22 protein-coding genes are annotated in these 15,180 nt (G+C 57.4%); 7 read left to right on the forward strand and 15 right to left on the reverse strand.

Annotation, left to right across the window (positions count from 1 at the left end; genetic code table 11):
* Nucleotides 1-28 precede the first annotated feature (28 nt).
* Complete coding sequence (locus tag LCM21_RS11930; RefSeq protein WP_224890805.1) at nt 29-1,993, reverse strand: AsmA family protein; 1,965 nt, start codon at nt 1,991-1,993, stop codon at nt 29-31.
* A 96-nt stretch (nt 1,994-2,089) separates the two neighbouring features.
* Between LCM21_RS11930 and rimO the strand changes: the two genes are divergently transcribed.
* Both rimO and LCM21_RS11940 read left to right on the forward strand, forming a co-directional pair.
* Nucleotides 2,090-3,478: a 30S ribosomal protein S12 methylthiotransferase RimO gene (gene rimO / locus LCM21_RS11935; protein ID WP_224890806.1), complete on the forward strand. Its 1,389-nt coding sequence runs from the start codon at nt 2,090-2,092 to the stop codon at nt 3,476-3,478.
* Nucleotides 3,479-3,577: 99 nt separating this feature from the next.
* Nucleotides 3,578-3,976 (forward strand): hypothetical protein, encoded by a 399-nt coding sequence (locus LCM21_RS11940; protein WP_224890807.1) that lies wholly within the window; start codon nt 3,578-3,580, stop codon nt 3,974-3,976.
* Between the two features lie 5 nt (nt 3,977-3,981).
* On the opposite strand, the gene LCM21_RS11945 is transcribed toward LCM21_RS11940, so the two are convergent.
* Nucleotides 3,982-4,338, reverse strand: coding sequence for a diacylglycerol kinase (locus tag LCM21_RS11945; protein WP_224890808.1), 357 nt, complete (start codon nt 4,336-4,338; stop codon nt 3,982-3,984).
* A 129-nt stretch (nt 4,339-4,467) separates the two neighbouring features.
* Nucleotides 4,468-4,656 carry a hypothetical protein gene (locus tag LCM21_RS11950; protein ID WP_068336397.1) on the reverse strand — a complete coding sequence of 63 codons (189 nt, stop codon included), beginning with the start codon at nt 4,654-4,656 and terminating at the stop codon, nt 4,468-4,470.
* A 229-nt stretch (nt 4,657-4,885) separates the two neighbouring features.
* Between LCM21_RS11950 and LCM21_RS11955 the strand changes: the two genes are divergently transcribed.
* Nucleotides 4,886-5,128 carry a CDGSH iron-sulfur domain-containing protein gene (locus LCM21_RS11955; protein WP_224890809.1) on the forward strand — a complete coding sequence of 81 codons (243 nt, stop codon included), beginning with the start codon at nt 4,886-4,888 and terminating at the stop codon, nt 5,126-5,128.
* On the opposite strand, the gene LCM21_RS11960 is transcribed toward LCM21_RS11955, so the two are convergent.
* The 5 genes from LCM21_RS11960 to LCM21_RS11980 all read right to left on the reverse strand — a co-directional run bounded on the left by LCM21_RS11960 (nt 5,129) and on the right by LCM21_RS11980 (nt 7,068).
* A complete protein-coding gene (locus tag LCM21_RS11960; RefSeq protein WP_224890810.1) occupies nt 5,129-5,389 on the reverse strand; it encodes a DUF6455 family protein in 261 nt (86 codons plus the stop codon).
* Nucleotides 5,389-5,658 (reverse strand): DUF6455 family protein, encoded by a 270-nt coding sequence (locus tag LCM21_RS11965; protein ID WP_224890811.1) that lies wholly within the window; start codon nt 5,656-5,658, stop codon nt 5,389-5,391. The genes LCM21_RS11960 and LCM21_RS11965 overlap by 1 nt, the downstream gene beginning before the upstream one ends.
* 15 nt (nt 5,659-5,673) lie before the next feature.
* Complete coding sequence (locus tag LCM21_RS11970; RefSeq protein ID WP_224890812.1) at nt 5,674-5,925, reverse strand: DUF6455 family protein; 252 nt, start codon at nt 5,923-5,925, stop codon at nt 5,674-5,676.
* A gap of 70 nt (nt 5,926-5,995) precedes the next feature.
* The gene (locus LCM21_RS11975) at nt 5,996-6,364 is read right to left on the reverse strand and encodes a YigZ family protein (RefSeq protein WP_224890813.1); all 369 of its coding nucleotides are present in this window, start codon (nt 6,362-6,364) and stop codon (nt 5,996-5,998) included.
* Nucleotides 6,361-7,068, reverse strand: a complete 708-nt coding sequence (locus LCM21_RS11980) for a M48 family metallopeptidase (RefSeq protein WP_224890814.1) — start codon at nt 7,066-7,068, stop codon at nt 6,361-6,363. Before LCM21_RS11980 ends, LCM21_RS11975 begins: the two co-directional genes overlap by 4 nt.
* 121 nt (nt 7,069-7,189) lie before the next feature.
* On the opposite strand from LCM21_RS11980, the gene LCM21_RS11985 reads away from it, so the two are divergent.
* Nucleotides 7,190-7,438 (forward strand): hypothetical protein, encoded by a 249-nt coding sequence (locus LCM21_RS11985; RefSeq protein WP_224890901.1) that lies wholly within the window; start codon nt 7,190-7,192, stop codon nt 7,436-7,438.
* Here the strand turns inward: LCM21_RS11985 and LCM21_RS11990 are convergent.
* A complete protein-coding gene (locus LCM21_RS11990; RefSeq protein WP_224890815.1) occupies nt 7,426-7,701 on the reverse strand; it encodes a DUF167 domain-containing protein in 276 nt (91 codons plus the stop codon). The two genes, LCM21_RS11985 and LCM21_RS11990, sit on opposite strands and share 13 nt — an antisense overlap.
* Nucleotides 7,702-7,838: 137 nt before the next feature.
* Here LCM21_RS11990 and LCM21_RS11995 point away from each other — a divergent pair, with 137 nt between their 5' ends.
* Nucleotides 7,839-8,417, forward strand: coding sequence for a nitroreductase family protein (locus tag LCM21_RS11995; protein ID WP_224890816.1), 579 nt, complete (start codon nt 7,839-7,841; stop codon nt 8,415-8,417).
* Nucleotides 8,417-9,112, forward strand: a complete 696-nt coding sequence (locus tag LCM21_RS12000) for an EI24 domain-containing protein (RefSeq protein WP_224890902.1) — start codon at nt 8,417-8,419, stop codon at nt 9,110-9,112. Before LCM21_RS11995 ends, LCM21_RS12000 begins: the two co-directional genes overlap by 1 nt.
* 3 nt (nt 9,113-9,115) lie before the next feature.
* Here the strand turns inward: LCM21_RS12000 and LCM21_RS12005 are convergent, their stop codons facing one another.
* Together LCM21_RS12005 and mce are read right to left on the reverse strand one after the other, a co-directional pair.
* Nucleotides 9,116-9,391 carry a DUF1467 family protein gene (locus LCM21_RS12005; RefSeq protein WP_068336130.1) on the reverse strand — a complete coding sequence of 92 codons (276 nt, stop codon included), beginning with the start codon at nt 9,389-9,391 and terminating at the stop codon, nt 9,116-9,118.
* A gap of 17 nt (nt 9,392-9,408) precedes the next feature.
* The gene (gene mce / locus LCM21_RS12010) at nt 9,409-9,813 is read right to left on the reverse strand and encodes a methylmalonyl-CoA epimerase (protein WP_170325901.1); all 405 of its coding nucleotides are present in this window, start codon (nt 9,811-9,813) and stop codon (nt 9,409-9,411) included.
* Between the two features lie 134 nt (nt 9,814-9,947).
* Here mce and LCM21_RS12015 point away from each other — a divergent pair, with 134 nt between their 5' ends.
* Entirely contained in the window at nt 9,948-10,664 is a 717-nt protein-coding gene (locus LCM21_RS12015) for a response regulator (protein WP_224890817.1), read from the forward strand.
* A 229-nt stretch (nt 10,665-10,893) separates the two neighbouring features.
* Here the strand turns inward: LCM21_RS12015 and aspS are convergent, their stop codons facing one another.
* The 4 genes from aspS to LCM21_RS12035 form a co-directional block, all read right to left on the reverse strand.
* Nucleotides 10,894-12,669, reverse strand: a complete 1,776-nt coding sequence (gene aspS, locus LCM21_RS12020; protein ID WP_224890818.1) for an aspartate--tRNA ligase — start codon at nt 12,667-12,669, stop codon at nt 10,894-10,896.
* Nucleotides 12,670-12,748: 79 nt separating this feature from the next.
* Complete coding sequence (locus tag LCM21_RS12025; RefSeq protein WP_224890819.1) at nt 12,749-13,420, reverse strand: CPBP family intramembrane glutamic endopeptidase; 672 nt, start codon at nt 13,418-13,420, stop codon at nt 12,749-12,751.
* Complete coding sequence (locus tag LCM21_RS12030) at nt 13,417-14,064, reverse strand: aminotransferase class IV family protein (protein ID WP_224890820.1); 648 nt, start codon at nt 14,062-14,064, stop codon at nt 13,417-13,419. Before LCM21_RS12030 ends, LCM21_RS12025 begins: the two co-directional genes overlap by 4 nt.
* The gene (locus tag LCM21_RS12035) at nt 14,019-15,146 is read right to left on the reverse strand and encodes an aminodeoxychorismate synthase component I (RefSeq protein ID WP_224890821.1); all 1,128 of its coding nucleotides are present in this window, start codon (nt 15,144-15,146) and stop codon (nt 14,019-14,021) included. Before LCM21_RS12035 ends, LCM21_RS12030 begins: the two co-directional genes overlap by 46 nt.
* Nucleotides 15,147-15,180 lie beyond the last annotated feature (34 nt).

Here is a 15,180-nt window from a genome sequence, read left to right on the forward strand (position 1 = left end):
GCCCGGGCCTAGGGCGCCTTCGGGCGCCCTAATCCGCACCAAGCAGTTTGAGCAGACCTTTCTTCGCCTCTTCCTCAAGCTTTTTCTTCAAGGCATCCTCGGCGCTTTCTCTGTCCGTCACCACGGTGTCCAACTCCTCGCTAACCTTTTCAAAAACCTTTTGCTTGGCATCGTCCTCAAGCTCTTTGAGCTGCCCTTCTGCGGCGGCCTCAATCACTTTGCTTAGGTCCGGTTTGATCGAGGGGCTGCTCCACGGTCCGACAATACGAACGGGCACTGACAGGCCTTGTCCGGAATTGGCCCGCAGCGCGGTAGGCGTGAACAGATAGTCAAGTGTGCGCGCACCTAGATTGACCTTTCCGGTCCCGTCTGCGCGGAAATTATCCAGTGACATCAACAGATCAGTGTTGGTCAACACACCCTGACCCATCGTGAAGCTGGCTGAGAGGCTGTTGAAAACCGTGGTCCCGCCTGCCCCCTCGCCACGCCCCATCAGACGATCCAGATCAATGCCCGAGATCACGCCCGGACCCACCTTCAGACTGCCCTTACCGCTGAGGGATCGCATGATCTGGTCTTCGGTTTGCCCAACGCCCAGGAACTCGAACTCACCCGACCCAGTACCTGAGAGCCGTTCAACTCCGACCAGCGTAGTCAGGGCTTGCTGAACATCCATGTCTTGCGCCGTCAGCTTGCCGCCAACCGAAAGGCCATTGCGATTGTTGGCCACCACCTGCCCGTTTACTTTCCCCGAAAACAAAGTAGCGGGGTTCATGCCAAGCACTGCGCGGGACCGATCAAGGCTCAGCGTCAGGTCGCTGGGGCCAAGTTTGATTTCGGGCAAAATAATGGATGAGGCCGTCAGGCGAATCTCTCCGTTTGCCAGCGACAGGCTTGAAGCATCGATCGGTGTCGTTGACCATCCATCGCGTGGCGTTGACCCCGCGCCCGCACCTGTGCCAGCCCCAGACGCCGCTGGCGCAGTATTGTATCGCGACAGGTCGATATCGCCACCATTGAGCCGCGCCGTGACTTTCGGTGGGTCCGATATCTCGATATCTGCCTCACCGGTAAAACGGTTGTTGTCCAACTGCGCCACCATGTTGCGCAGCGAAATGCGTCCGGCACTGGTATAGGTCATCTGCCCTGACACATCGGCCACCCGACCCAATCCCAATGGCACCCCGACGCCTGTCTGCCCAAATGCCGCCAGCATTTGTTCGGTGTTTATCGTTTTCACCTCTAACGCGCCATCCATTTCGCCCGCGAGGTTAACGCGCCCGTCGAACCCAACCTCACCCCCCGGCGCGCGCAGCGCCAGTTGCAGCGGCGTGACAGCACCCGAGGCAAAAGCCGGCAGGTCCGGGATTTTCAGATCCACACTTACTTTGCCCCCAGGCACAGCCATCTGAGCCGCCATGTCCATGGGTGACGCCGGTCCCGGCCAGCTTGCGGACAGATCAACATTGGCAAAGTCGAATTTGGTTAAACCATTCTCAGTATAAATCAGCCGCGCATTGGTCAGTTCCAGTTGATCCAGAGTCACAGCACGCTGCTGTGATGTTTCAGGCGGTGAACTACCAACGCTGCCTGTCACGGCCTTCGGCTCAACCGGCTGAAGCTCCCAATTGCCACGGCCATCGGAAAGCTCCAGCCGCAGCACCGGGTTGTCCGCGACCACGCGCCGAATCCTTAGATCGCCGTTCAACAGCGCTGCGGCGTCTACACCCATTGCGAGGCTTTCAGCGCTCAACATCGGCTCGGACCCAGCCCAAGGCGCATTTCCAAAGGTCACCGGACCAGCCTCAAGCCCCAATACCGGCCAGAACGACAGTTTTACGTCCCCCGACAGCTTTAACTCGCGGCCTGTTTCGGTCTTGACCTGTTCGGCCAGAATCGCCGCCAGTTTATCGCCTGGCATCAGCAACAAGGCGCCGATGACCAGCCCGAATGCCGCGACGAAAATAAAAAGAATGCGCAATAGCCACTTCATTTAACTGCTCTCCGCTTATTCGGCATGCGTTGAAAAGATCATTCAAACCCTGCGCCGCATTTGCAAGAGGAAGCGTTCCCCACTATATGCCGCGCCATGACCACGAACCCGCCAAACCTCCGCCCAGACCTCGCGCCCGCCGCCCGGATGCCCGAGTCGCCACGTTCGAACCAGCCTACGATTGGTATGGTGTCTCTGGGCTGTCCCAAAGCATTGGTCGATAGTGAGCGTATTCTGACCCGCCTGCGCGCAGAAGGATACGGCATTTCGCCAGATTATTCCGGGGCAGATGCCGTAATTGTGAACACCTGTGGGTTCCTCGACAGCGCCAAAGCCGAGTCTCTGGACGCCATTGGTGAGGCTTTGGTGGAAAACGGCAAGGTCATCGTAACTGGCTGCCTGGGCGCGGACCCTGATTATATCCGCAAGCACCACCCGCGCATCATGGCCGTGACGGGGCCGCATCAGTACGAGCAGGTGTTGGATGCCGTCCATTCGGCGGTTCCACCCAATCCCGACCCCTTTGTCGATCTTCTGCCAGCCAGCAGCGTGCAACTAACGCCGCGGCATTACAGCTATCTCAAGATTTCCGAGGGCTGCAATCACAAGTGTAAGTTCTGCATCATCCCAGACATGCGTGGCAAACTGGCCAGTCGTCCGGCGCACGCTGTCTTGCGTGAAGCCGAGAAACTGGTCGAAAACGGGGTGCGTGAGCTACTGGTGATCTCGCAGGATACCTCGGCCTATGGGTTGGACCGAAAATATGATGTGAACCCTTGGAAAGACCGCGAAGTGCGCAGCCATATCACCGATCTGGCGCGTGAACTGGGTCAACTCGATGCCTGGGTGCGTCTACACTATGTCTATCCCTACCCGCATGTGCGCGAGCTGATCCCCCTTATGGCCGACGCGGGTTGCAACGTTTTGCCGTATCTGGATATCCCGTTCCAACACGCCCATCCGGATGTTCTGAAGCGCATGGCACGCCCTGCCGCCGCTGCGAAAACGCTGGATGAGATTGCCGCATGGCGCGCAACCTGCCCCGATATCACGCTGCGCTCGACCTTTATTGTCGGTTATCCGGGTGAGACCGAGGCCGAGTTTCAGACCCTCCTCGACTGGATGGATGAGGCGCAACTGGATCGCGTCGGTTGCTTTCAATACGAAAACGTCGATGGCGCGCGTTCGAACGACTTGCCGGATCATGTTCCAGCCGAAGTCAAACAAGACCGCTGGGACCGCTTTATGGAAAAGGCGCAGTCGATTTCCGAGGCGAAGCTGGCCGCCAAAGTTGGTCAAATCATTGATGTGATCGTGGACGAGGTCGATGACGAGGCCGCCACCTGCCGCACCAAGTCGGATGCGCCCGAGATCGACGGCAACCTGTTCATTGATGAAGGGCATGAAAACCTGAAGCCCGGCGACATTGTCCGGGTTGAGGTGGACGAGGCCGGTGAATACGATCTGTGGGGTAAGCTGGCCTGACACCGTCACCTGCAATGGCCGAAATCTGACCCAATTTACTGGCTTTTTATAGCGGAAGGGTTGATCATAACTGGGCAGCCAGCCAGGAAGGAGGGCTCAATGTCCTGTCCGCGCCTCTTCGACCTCAGGAATGTAGTGGTGATCCTAGCCGCCCAGCTTTGCGCCTTACCCGCAATTGCCGAGTCTTACCGATCGGGCGGATTCATAATCATAGGCTCCACACCGCCAAGCCTTTTGGACCATAGCAAACACAAGGTGCATCGGTACTATGGTGCGCCAAGTGTCTATCATCCGAAACCCAAGCCGGAGTACAAAGCCAAGCCGGACCACTACCATCACAGGGCCAAACCCAAACTCCGCTATTTCAAACCGGTCAGACGTCACCATCAAACGGTACGCGGATTCCGCAACAAACACGCCTCACCGTATTTCATTCAAAGACGTTATGGCATTCAGCGCCGTGGCTTACGCTTTGGCGGCGACTGGCGAAGGCACTGAATAAACTACAACAGGCTCAGCAGCCCGATCACCCAAGCCACCCCGGCTGCCACAGCCGTCACAGCAACAGCCGCACTGGCTGCATCCTTCGCTTGGCCGGCTAACCTGTTGTGATCGGTTGACGTGTGATCGACAGCACGCTCAATCGCGGTGTTGAACAGCTCGGCGACCAGAACAAGCAGCCCAAGAACCAGTATCAAAGCACGCATCCCGTCGCCCAACGGCAGCCAAACAACCAGCAGTGCCGACAAGATGTTTGCCCAGACCCAAGTACGAAATGAATACTCTTCACGCCACGCGACAACCAGCCCCTGCCAGCTCCAGCGCGTGCGATTCTTGAGGCGGACAAAAAAGGTTCTCATTTGCCGTCGTTTTCCTGTTGTATTGAGTTCCGGCCCTCAACGCAGTGTATCGGGCACGAAAAAGCCGCCCGAGGGCGGCCTGATCTTTGGTCGTGTGCGAGCGGCCTGACAGAGCCGCCCGCGTCATCCTTATTGCGAGACCGGGTTACAGACGGTCTGGCCTGCTTCGGTCGTTGCAAGCTCGGTCCCGGCCGGGCAGCTTGGCGTGCCGAATTTGTCATACTCGGGGGTGATGAAAACCGGTGCCGGCTCCTCTTGTTGCGAGCAAGCCGCCAAAACAAGGGCAAATGCGCCAACGGCGACAAATTTGAGTTTCATGTCCGTCATTCCTCTATTAATTTTCTGATATTGCCCGAGTATTTGGGGCCGCAGGTAGGATACGGCCTGAATGGTATTTTTGCAACGCAATCAATCACAAAGTCGTGAATAAAAGCGGAACAACGCCGGTAACCCCCTCAGAAACTGCAAGTTTATGAGCACACGCTACCGTTTTCCGTATGTCGCCCTAAACTGTTGTCATGACATTTGAAAAAGACGGAGTAGCCACATGCCAGATCGCCCTACCATCGCGCAAAAAGGCCCCTACGCGGTCGATGTGACCGAAGGGAAAAGCTATTTCTGGTGTGCCTGCGGACTGTCCAAGCGCCAGCCTTTCTGCGATGGGTCACACAAAGATACCGATCTTGAGCCCGTCAAGTACACGGCGGAAAGCAGCAAAAAAGTCTTTTTCTGTGGCTGTAAATGCAGCGCGAACCCGCCCTTGTGCGATGGGTCACACTCTGGGTTGTAGTCAGGTTTTTAACGGGTTCAAAAGATCGGCGCTGGCACAAAATTCCGGAGCTTCAGGAGCCTCGGACTGCTGCTGTGACAGCCATAACGCACACTTATCGCTGCACTGTGCCGCCTGACAACGACCAACCATTTCTGCGTAACAGTCCGGCGTTAGCCGCCCTACTGCCATAGCTTCGGTCAGTGAGATATTCATGCATCGCGCCACCGAGCGGGTAAGCCAGAAATGTTGCTCAACGTCCTCTAAACTGTCTTTTGCCATCAGACTTCCTGCCTTGAACGGGTTTGCAACGCCGCAAACCGTTGCCGATTCCTGCAGGTCTGTGGCGCATTTTTCACGATTTCATGCCGATCCAACCAGTCAGGGCATCGATTGGCCCAGTCGCACCCCCGGCACTTATGAACCATCTCAGCCCAGTCCTGCTGTGTCAGATGCCCCTGTTCATGCGCCGCCACGATATCCGTGCCGGTTGCCTGCCCCATCCGCAGGACAAGACGTAGATGGGTCATGATCTCACCGAGATGGGGCATGGAACACTCCTGTCGTTAAGGGATCAGTTTGCCAAGCAGCTCTTGATTGCGGCAATACTCCGGCGTTTTGTCCACTTGGCCGGATTGCTTCAGATACCCCTCGCAATGTGCGGGGTTGGCGCATCCGGTGCATCGCAAGACGGCTTCGGAAAGCTCGTCGAGTGAAACGTCGCCATCTATCGCCGACTGTTGAAGGTCCACGCCAAGCTTGGTCGCCATTTGATCGACCAGACCCGCATGGTGTTTCAGAACTTCACGGTTGGGCATGAGCAGATTTCTCCCTGTCGCACGTCCAGAACAGGGTATCGCAACCTTGCGCGCGGGCATTTGACTCAGGTCAAAGCCCGGCCCCGACGTGATCCAGATAGGTGCGGGTGGCATCCTGAACCCGGCGAAAACGGTCCCCGCCCAGTTTTTTGCCACCATACCATCGGGTGACGACCACCACATGCCCGTCCAGTCCGGCCCGCTCCAGCATGCGCAGGATTACCATACCGGCACCACTTTCCCCATCATCCGCCTTGAGCGCACCCGTCGGCAAAATGGCTGCCCAAGTGTTATGCGTCGCCTTGGCATAGGCTTTGTCAGACTTGAGATCCTGCAACACCGCGTCAACATCCGTGCGCGTACGGACAGGTGCACCCGAAACAGCGTATTTCGATCCTCGATCCGTCAGGATCACGCCCAGTCGTGTCAAAGATGTCATTCCGTCAGACCCAGTTGCCTTGCCGTTTCGACAACGATCTGAACACGCTCGGCGTTTGGGGGATGGGTGCCCAAAAACTCGTCACCAGGGTCGGGAAGCCGATCAAAATACTTTGCGCCGACCAAAGGATCATAGCCGGCGTTGTGGGTTATAATCGTGCCCAACTGATCCGCCTCAAGCTCGAAGTCTTTCACATTCACCTGCACGCCAACCTCAGCGCCAAGTTTTTGTGACCGTTCAAGCTCTCTCCCGTCCTCGCCATGCAACTTGCCCAAATCATTGAAGATCGCGGCGCTTTCCTGAGCGATTTCGGTCTGTCGGGCAATATGTCCCAACACGTGATGCGCTGTCTCATGCGCCATTACAAAAGCCAGCTCGTCCGGATTCTTGGCGGATTGAATCATCGAGCGGGTGAAGATGATGACTGGCTGATCCTGTTTGTCGAGGGTCTGGAACGCATTGACTGGGGCGCGGGGATTTAGGTCAACCAGAATTGTGAAATCGCAGTTGCTGACCTTGGACTGGCGCAGGCATTCGGCGCGGGCCGTTTTGCCGACGGCGCGGCTGATATCCTGAAAAGCCGCAGCGTCCACCTGAAAATCGCCCGAATCCGGCGACCATTCTTCTGCTGGTTGCACGCGCAGGAAGTCTGCGCTGCATGCCATCAGCACCAGAGGAAACAGCAAAAAAGTCAGACGACGCATAGATGTTCCTTTGAAACGGCTACCCGTTTTTTTAACCATAGCTATGTCACGGCGGTTCCGCCACTGCCAGAATGTGCGGCAACGGGTTGCATTGCGGCGCGGCACCTTGCACTCTGCCGGCATGTTTTCGATTGAGCATGAATTCGACGCGACGGTTATCACCCTGGTAGACGAAGGCGCTGCGCCTTTGCAGGAGGACGTCGTCATCAACAGCTTCGCCGAATGTGTGACGCTTGAGCAGTTTGACCCACGGACAGAGCAGATACAGAAGATAACCCTGTCGCCCGAACAGGTTCGCGATCTGGCCGCTGCACTGGATTTGCCAGAAGGGGTGTATCAAATTCACGAACGGCCAAGTCAGGGCGCATAGACGAACAGCTTGTCACGCGCGCTATGCCCTTGTTTCAGGATCAGCTCGGACGGGGCAACGCCCATCGCCATCGCGAGTATCCGACGCACAGCGTCATTGGCCTTGCCGTTTTCGGGCGGCGCGGTCACAGCTATGCGGATCATGCCTGCGTCTGAAACGATACTGTCCCTTGCGGCTTTTGGCGTCACCTTCACACGAAGCGCGGTGCCCGGCGTCGCGTGACTGCTAAGATCAGGTACATTTCGCAATTTTGGTTTAGCCAAGTTATCCCCCCTGCCTCCGATCACTGTTGCACAGGAGGCAGAGGCGTGAAATTGATCCCGAGCGTCCAGCGTAGTGCACTTGAAACGAGCCAGATGTTCAACCAGATACAGACTGTTTATGTGAAGGAAGTTAACATATGTCCTTGAAGAATCCGGCCGCTCTGGAATTTCTGCACTCGCGTCGGTCGCGCCCTGCGAAGACACTGATTGCCCCGGCGCCCTCACGGGACGAGCTGTTACCCCTGCTGACCGCCGCAGCCCGCAGCCCCGATCACGGCAAGCTGGAACCGTGGCGCTTTATCGTGCTTGAGAAAGGCGCAATGCCGCGCTTGTCTGCGCTGACGCAAGACCGGGGCGTTGCCTTGGGCAAAACCCCTGAGGAGATCACCAAGGCCCAAAGCCAGTTCGATATGGGTCATCTGGCCGTAGCGGTGATCGAAGTGCAAAAGCCATCAGAGAAGATCCCCGCAATCGAGCAGACCTATTCCGCAGGTGCTGTTTGTCTGGCCCTTTTGAACGCGGCCCTCGCGGCGGGTTGGGGCGCGAACTGGCTGTCCGGCTGGCAGGTTCACGACCCTGAATTCTGCCATCAGGCGTTTGATTTGCAGGACAATGAACGTGTCGCTGGCCTGATCCATATTGCAACCGAAGGCACTACCCCACCGGAACGTCCACGGCCGGATGTTGCGGCCATCACAGAATGGGTCTCTGAGTGATGATACTGAGTGCGTTCTTCGCGGCATTGGGCCAGATCGGCGACCCCAAGTTTCGCGCCGTCCTGCTGCGGGGTGTTGGTCTGACGATCATACTGCTGATCCTCGCCTGCGCCGGGGCAATCTGGCTGATCAATCGGTTGTCTGGCGATGAGATAGCTCTGCCATGGATCGGCACTGTGTCTTGGCTGAATGACGTTCTGAACTACTCTGGCATCTTTGTCGTGTTGATCCTACCGGTGTTCCTGATGGTGCCGGTTGCCTCGGCGATTACATCCATGTTTTTGGAAGAGGTCGCGCAAGCCGTTGAGGACAAACACTATCCCACCCTGCCCACAGTACCCGGCATCCCGTTCAGCGAAGGGTTAAGGGATGCGATAGGGTTTATGGGGGTGCTGATCGTGGCCAACCTTCTGGCTCTGATCCTCTATGCGATTTTCACGCCGTTGGCACCGTTCATATTCTGGGCCATGAACGGATTCCTGCTGGGCCGTGAATACTTCACGCTGGCTGCCATGCGCCGTGTTGGGCGTGAAGGTGCGCGCAAGTTGCGGGCCAAGCACTCTGCAACTATCTGGTTGGCGGGAACGTTGATGGCTATTCCCTTGTCGGTGCCTTTAGTGAACCTGTTGATCCCAATACTGGGGGCTGCAACGTTCACCCATTTGTATCACAAGCTGTCAGGGTCCACCGCCTGACAGCTATTCGCGCGGCTCCAACTGGTTCAGCCAGTCAAAATCGCGCACCGAAATCACACCCGAGATGATGATACCCGCGATAATGGCCCAGAGCACCACCGAGATCCCGGTGGTGATCCACATTTTCTTCTTCATGTGATGAACTTCAGGCGCACCCGCATGTGTGCCCGGCACGATTTCGCCCAGGTCGCCCTGCGTTTTGATGCGGATCGGCAATACGACCAACAACGTCATGAACCAAATGACGGCGAACAGAACTAATGCAGCAGTTATCGTCATGACAGCCCCTTTTCAGATTAGACCTGCTCAAGCTCAACCAGACAGCCGTTGAAATCCTTGGGGTGCAGGAAAAGCACCGGCTTGCCATGCGCACCGATCTTCGGCTCACCCGACCCCAGAACACGGGCACCGGTTTCCTTCAGATGGTCGCGGGCAGCGATGATGTCGTCAACCTCATAACACACGTGATGAATGCCCCCGGCGGGGTTCTTTTCCAGAAAGCCATTTATCGGACTGTCATCGCCCAGCGGATAGAGCAGTTCAATCTTGGTGTTCGGAAGCTCGATGAACACAACCGTCACGCCGTGATCAGGTTCATCCTGCGGTGCGCCAACCTTGGCACCCAGCGCACTCCGATACTGCTCGGACGCGGCTTCAAGATCAGGTACGGCAATGGCAACGTGGTTCAGACGACCAATCATAATACTCTCCTCCGTTCTGCGTTGCAGCGGTTATGAGGGCTGCAGAGACAAAGAACAAGTGCGCCAAATTGCCGTTAACCCTGTGTTAGCCAGAAGTTCCTAGCTTGAGGCATCTGCTGATTAGGAGTTCTGCTATGGATGATTCGAGCCCCTTCGCCTCTCCCGCTCAGCCAACGGCCACACGGCCGCTGCTGGGTCAAACCATTCTGGTTGTTGAAGACAGCCGTTATGCCTGTGACGCCATCCGGCTGATGTGTTTACACAGCGGCGCGCGCATCCGACGTGCGGATTGTCTGAAATCGGCACGCCGCCACCTGCAGCTTTATCGGCCTTCGGTCATTCTGGTGGATATCGGTCTGCCGGACGGCTCTGGCGACGAACTGATCGCTGAACTGTCGCAAGCTACGCCGCGTATCGGCGCCATTTTGGGAATGTCGGGCGATGACCACGCGCAGGATACAGCGCTTCGGGCAGGAGCGGATGGATTTCTTGCCAAACCGCTAAAGTCGCTGTCATATTTTCAGCAACTTATCTTGAACAGTCTGCCCGAGGATCGCCGCCCCAACAGCCTGCACGCCGTTCGGGATGAAGTCATTTGCCCAGATCCAATGGCCTATCAGGATGACATGGCTCACATTGCCGAAGTGCTGACCGAGCCGAATGATCGCAGGACCATGGATTATGCCGCGCAATTCCTTCGGGGGGTTGCCGAACATGCCGAAGACGCCGTGTTGGCGGATGCCGCGCAAAAACTGGCCGAATCCCATGCCAGCAGCACACCCGTGACGGCCTTGACGGCTCAGGTTGCCGGCATCGTCCAGACAAGGTTGCAACAACGCGAGGCGATTTGAGATGCTAACGGCCTATTTCCTGACGGTCACAATCGTAAGTATTTGGATATACTTTCAGGTCCGCGCCACGGCACGCGGCATCAGGGTTGCGCGCAGGTCGCTACCCTGCGCGCAGCACATCCTATCCGAAAACGGTCAGGATCACGCTTTAGCGTTGATGCCATGCAATGCGCTTGAACGCCACACCCGAGGGAAGAAACCCGCCGCGGGGGATGCGGCGGGTACGTGATCATTCCTGTGGGATAATGCGAAGCCCCAGTTCCATCAACTGATCTGAGGTTGGGTCGGATGGCGCGTCCATCATCAAGTCTTCGGCCCGTTGATTCATCGGGAACATCATGACTTCTCGGATGTTGGCCTCATCAGCCAAAAGCATCACGATCCGATCAATTCCCGCAGCGCAGCCACCATGTGGCGGGGCGCCATAGTGGAACGCATTATAGAGCGCGCCAAAGCGGCTTTTCACCTCATCCTCACCGTAGCCTGCCAGTTCAAAGGCTTTCAACATGATTTCAGGCTTGTGGTTTCGGATCGCACCCGAGACGATCTCATACCCGTTGCAGGCAAGGTCATATTGGTAACCCCTAACCTTAAGCGGATCGCCATTCAGCGCGTCCATCCCGCCCTGCGGCATTGAGAAGGGGTTGTGTTCAAAGTCGATGGCACCGGTTTCTTCGTCCTGCTCGTAAATCGGGAAATCCACGATCCACGCAAAGGCGAAACGGTCTTTTTCCATCAGGCCAAGCTCTTCGCCGATCACATCACGCGCCTTACCGGCGACCTTTTCAAAGGTTTTCGGCTTTCCGCCGAGGAAGAACGCCGCGTCGCCTACGCCCAGACCCAATTGCTGGCGGATCGCCTCGGTCCGTTCCAATCCGATGTTTTTCGCCAACGGACCTGCGGCCTCCATCCCCTGACCTTGATCCCGCCAGAAGATGTAGCCCATGCCGGGCAGACCCTCTTTCTGGGCAAATGCGTTCATGCGGTCACAGAACTTGCGGCTGCCCCCTGTGGGCGCAGGAATGGCGCGGATTTCGGTGCCCTCCTGCTCAAGCAGCTTGGCGAAAATCGCAAAGCCAGACCCGCGGAAGTGGTCAGAAACCACTTGCATTTTTATGGGGTTCCGCAGGTCGGGCTTGTCGGTGCCATACCACAGTGCCGCGTCCTTGTAGGAAATCTGCGGCCAGTCCTGATCAACCTTCCGGCCACCGCCGAATTCTTCAAAAACGCCGGTCAGGACAGGCTGGATCGTGTCGAACACATCCTGCTGTTCGACAAACGACATCTCAAGGTCGAGCTGATAGAAATCGGTAGGTGAGCGATCCGCACGCGGGTCTTCATCGCGAAAGCAGGGCGCGATCTGGAAATACTTGTCGAATCCCGACACCATGATCAGCTGCTTGAATTGCTGCGGAGCTTGCGGCAGCGCATAGAATTTGCCCGGGTGCAGGCGCGACGGAACCAGAAAGTCGCGCGCACCTTCTGGCGACGACGCGGTAATGATTGGCGTCTGATATTCGCGGAATCCCTGATCCCACATGCGGCGACGCATTGAGGCGACAACGTCCGAGCGCAAAGTCATGTTGCGCTGCATCCCCTCGCGCCGCAGGTCCAAGTAGCGATGGCGCAGTCGCGTTTCCTCGGGGTAATCCTGATCACCAAAAACCATCAGGGGCAGTTCATCTGCCGCGCCCAGAACCTCAAGCTCACGCACGTAAACCTCGATCTCACCGGTGGGCAGTTTCGGGTTCACCAAATCGGCGTCACGCGCTTTTACCGTGCCGTCAATGCGGATACACCATTCAGAGCGCACTTTCTCAAGCTCTGCAAAGGCCGCGCTGTCACCGTCGCACAGAATTTGCGTCACACCAAAATGGTCGCGCAGGTCTATGAAAAGGACGCCGCCGTGATCTCGAACACGATGCACCCAACCAGACAGGCGAACGGTTTCGCCAACATTGGCGGCGGTCAGAGCGGCGCAGGTGTGGCTGCGGTAGGCGTGCATGGATCATATCCCTTCAGGCGCAGAATTCGTCGCGCCGATACACCGCGTCAGGCAGCGAAAGTCAAGGCGGGTCTACCGCTCAAAACGGCCTTTGCACGTTACCTGAGTAGAAATAGACACCCAGACCGGCAGCAAAGATGATATTGCCTGCAACAGCGTGCAGCAGAACCGCGTAGAAAAACGATCCGCGCCTGCGGTAGGCCCAGGTGAACAGCAGCCCTCCGGCAAAGGTCATGGAGGCGACGATCCAGCTCCAGTACATCAAATGCGCCAGAGAAAACACTGCTGCGTTCAGCAGATAGGCCGCCCATCCATTCGGCAGGATCGCGTGATAGCGGCGGAAAAAGAGCGACCGGAACAACAGCTCTTGCGGCAGGGCCGACAGCACAGGGTAGCCAAGCCAGATAACCAGCAGGAATTCCGGTCGGTTGCGCAGCAGGAAAAACGCCGCCTCCGGTCGTGTGACCATGACAACAGCGGCACAGAATGCGGTCATGAAAACGGCAAACACGGCGAGCTCGGGCCAGGACCAGTTGCGCCAATTATACCGCAGTTCGGCCCAGGCAAAGCCGCGCGTGAAATGCAGCAACACGATGCCAAGAGCTGTAAAGGTGAACAAAGACGGGAACATCCAGTTGGGTGGAAAGAACACAGCAATCAGCACCGGAGCAGCAATGAAAAACAACCCAAACTCCAGCCGCAACCCCAATTGCGGCGCCGCGCTGTCGGCCCAATCGGTTTGTTTGCTCACTGTAATGCCAACTCCGCCCGGATCAGGCCACGCAACGAATTCCCGACGTAAAGCTTTTCCGCGTTTTTTAGGTCGGTTAGGGTCAGGGTGGCTTCGGTTACGTGTTTGTTATCAAGTAGTTCTTGCCGCAGTATGCCCGGCAATACGCCACAGGTCAGAGCGGGCGTCAGGCGGCGTCCGTCCGGCATGTGCACGAACAGATTGGTGATCGTGCCTTCGCACAGCTCTGCGCGTTCGTTCAGGAACAAAACCTCGTCGATGCCTTCTAGCAACGCCGCACGGGCGGTATCATAGACGGAACGCTTCGTTGTCTTGTGTCGCAGCCAGAAATCCGATGCAATCAGACGTGTTTCGGCGATAGTCACCCGCCAGACCGCGGGGTTATCGGCCAGCTCTACAGTTGTCAGATCAAACTGCCCATCTACAGCCAAGGTTAGCCGGCACCTTAACGGTATTTCTCCGGCGACCTTATCAAGTTTTTCAACAGCAAGCCCCGCATCGAATGGAATACCGAATACGTCTGCGGTTCGTGCCATGCGCGCCAAGTGGCGGTCACGCCGCACAAAGCCCTGCACGGGCCGAAAAGCCATGGTTTCGATTATGCGGAAGTCAGGGTCAGTTGGTGGGCAAAGCGGGCTTTCCATAGCGCTTCCTCGTATTCTGATGGGGCCGTGCTGTCCCAGACCACGCCGCCACCTACATTCAGGGTGGCCTTGCCATCCTCGACCATCAAGGTTCGGATCGCCACGTTGAACTCGGACCGTCCGTCAGGTGCTGCCCAACCAATCGCTCCGCAATAGATATCGCGGGGCCAGGGTTCGAGGTCAGACAAAATCTCCATCGCGCGAATCTTGGGCGCACCGGTGATCGAGCCGCAAGGAAACAGCGCGGTCAGAATGGTCGAAAGCTCTGCCCCCAGATGCAATTGCGCCCGCACCAATGAGATCATCTGATGCACGGTCGCATAGGTCTCGACCTTGAACAGTTCAGGTACTTTGACCGACCCGGGTAATGCAACGCGACTGATGTCGTTGCGCAGCAGATCGACAATCATCAGGTTCTCAGCCCGGTTTTTCGCGTCGGTCGACAGAAAGGCACGGCGGCGGGCGTCCTCGGCCATGTCCTCACTGCGCGGCTGGGTGCCTTTCATCGGACGGGTTTCAATCCCGCGCCCGGCGTCGGTGCGAAAGAACAACTCGGGCGAACGACTCAATAAGTCTGGCAAGCCGTCCTGCTGCACCAAAACCCCGTAGCCAACCGGCTGGCCGGCGGTGAGCGCGGCATAGAGAGAAGCACTGTCGCCCTTGGCGATCAGGTCGATGGGAAAGGTCAGGTTTGCCTGATAGATATCCCCTGCCCCGATGGCGTCATGAACCTGCTTAAAGGCTTGTGTATACCGCGCATCATCCCAACGCGGGACAAAACTGCTGACCTCACCGCGTGCTGGCGGCAGGGCACGCTGCGTCGGCGCCTCATACACGCCGAAGCACAACAAAGGCAGGCGGCGGTTCTTGGGTAGACGTTCAGCAAGGCGCGGTTCCAGTGTATAGCCAAGCTCATAACTGGCATATCCTGCCAACCACGAGCCATTCGCGCGCGCCTGATCCAGCGCCACCAGGGCCTGGGGCACATCGTCCGGCTTGTCTGCACGGATCACATCGGCTGGCCGGTCGAAACTGGTTCCCGGCCCGGCTGGCCCCTGATCGAAACGAATACGCAAGTGCATCCTCATTTGTCGTGCTGCGCGATATAGAGGATAC

The sequence above is a fragment of the Ruegeria profundi genome (genome assembly GCF_020171505.1).
Classification (GTDB): domain Bacteria; phylum Pseudomonadota; class Alphaproteobacteria; order Rhodobacterales; family Rhodobacteraceae; genus Ruegeria; species Ruegeria profundi.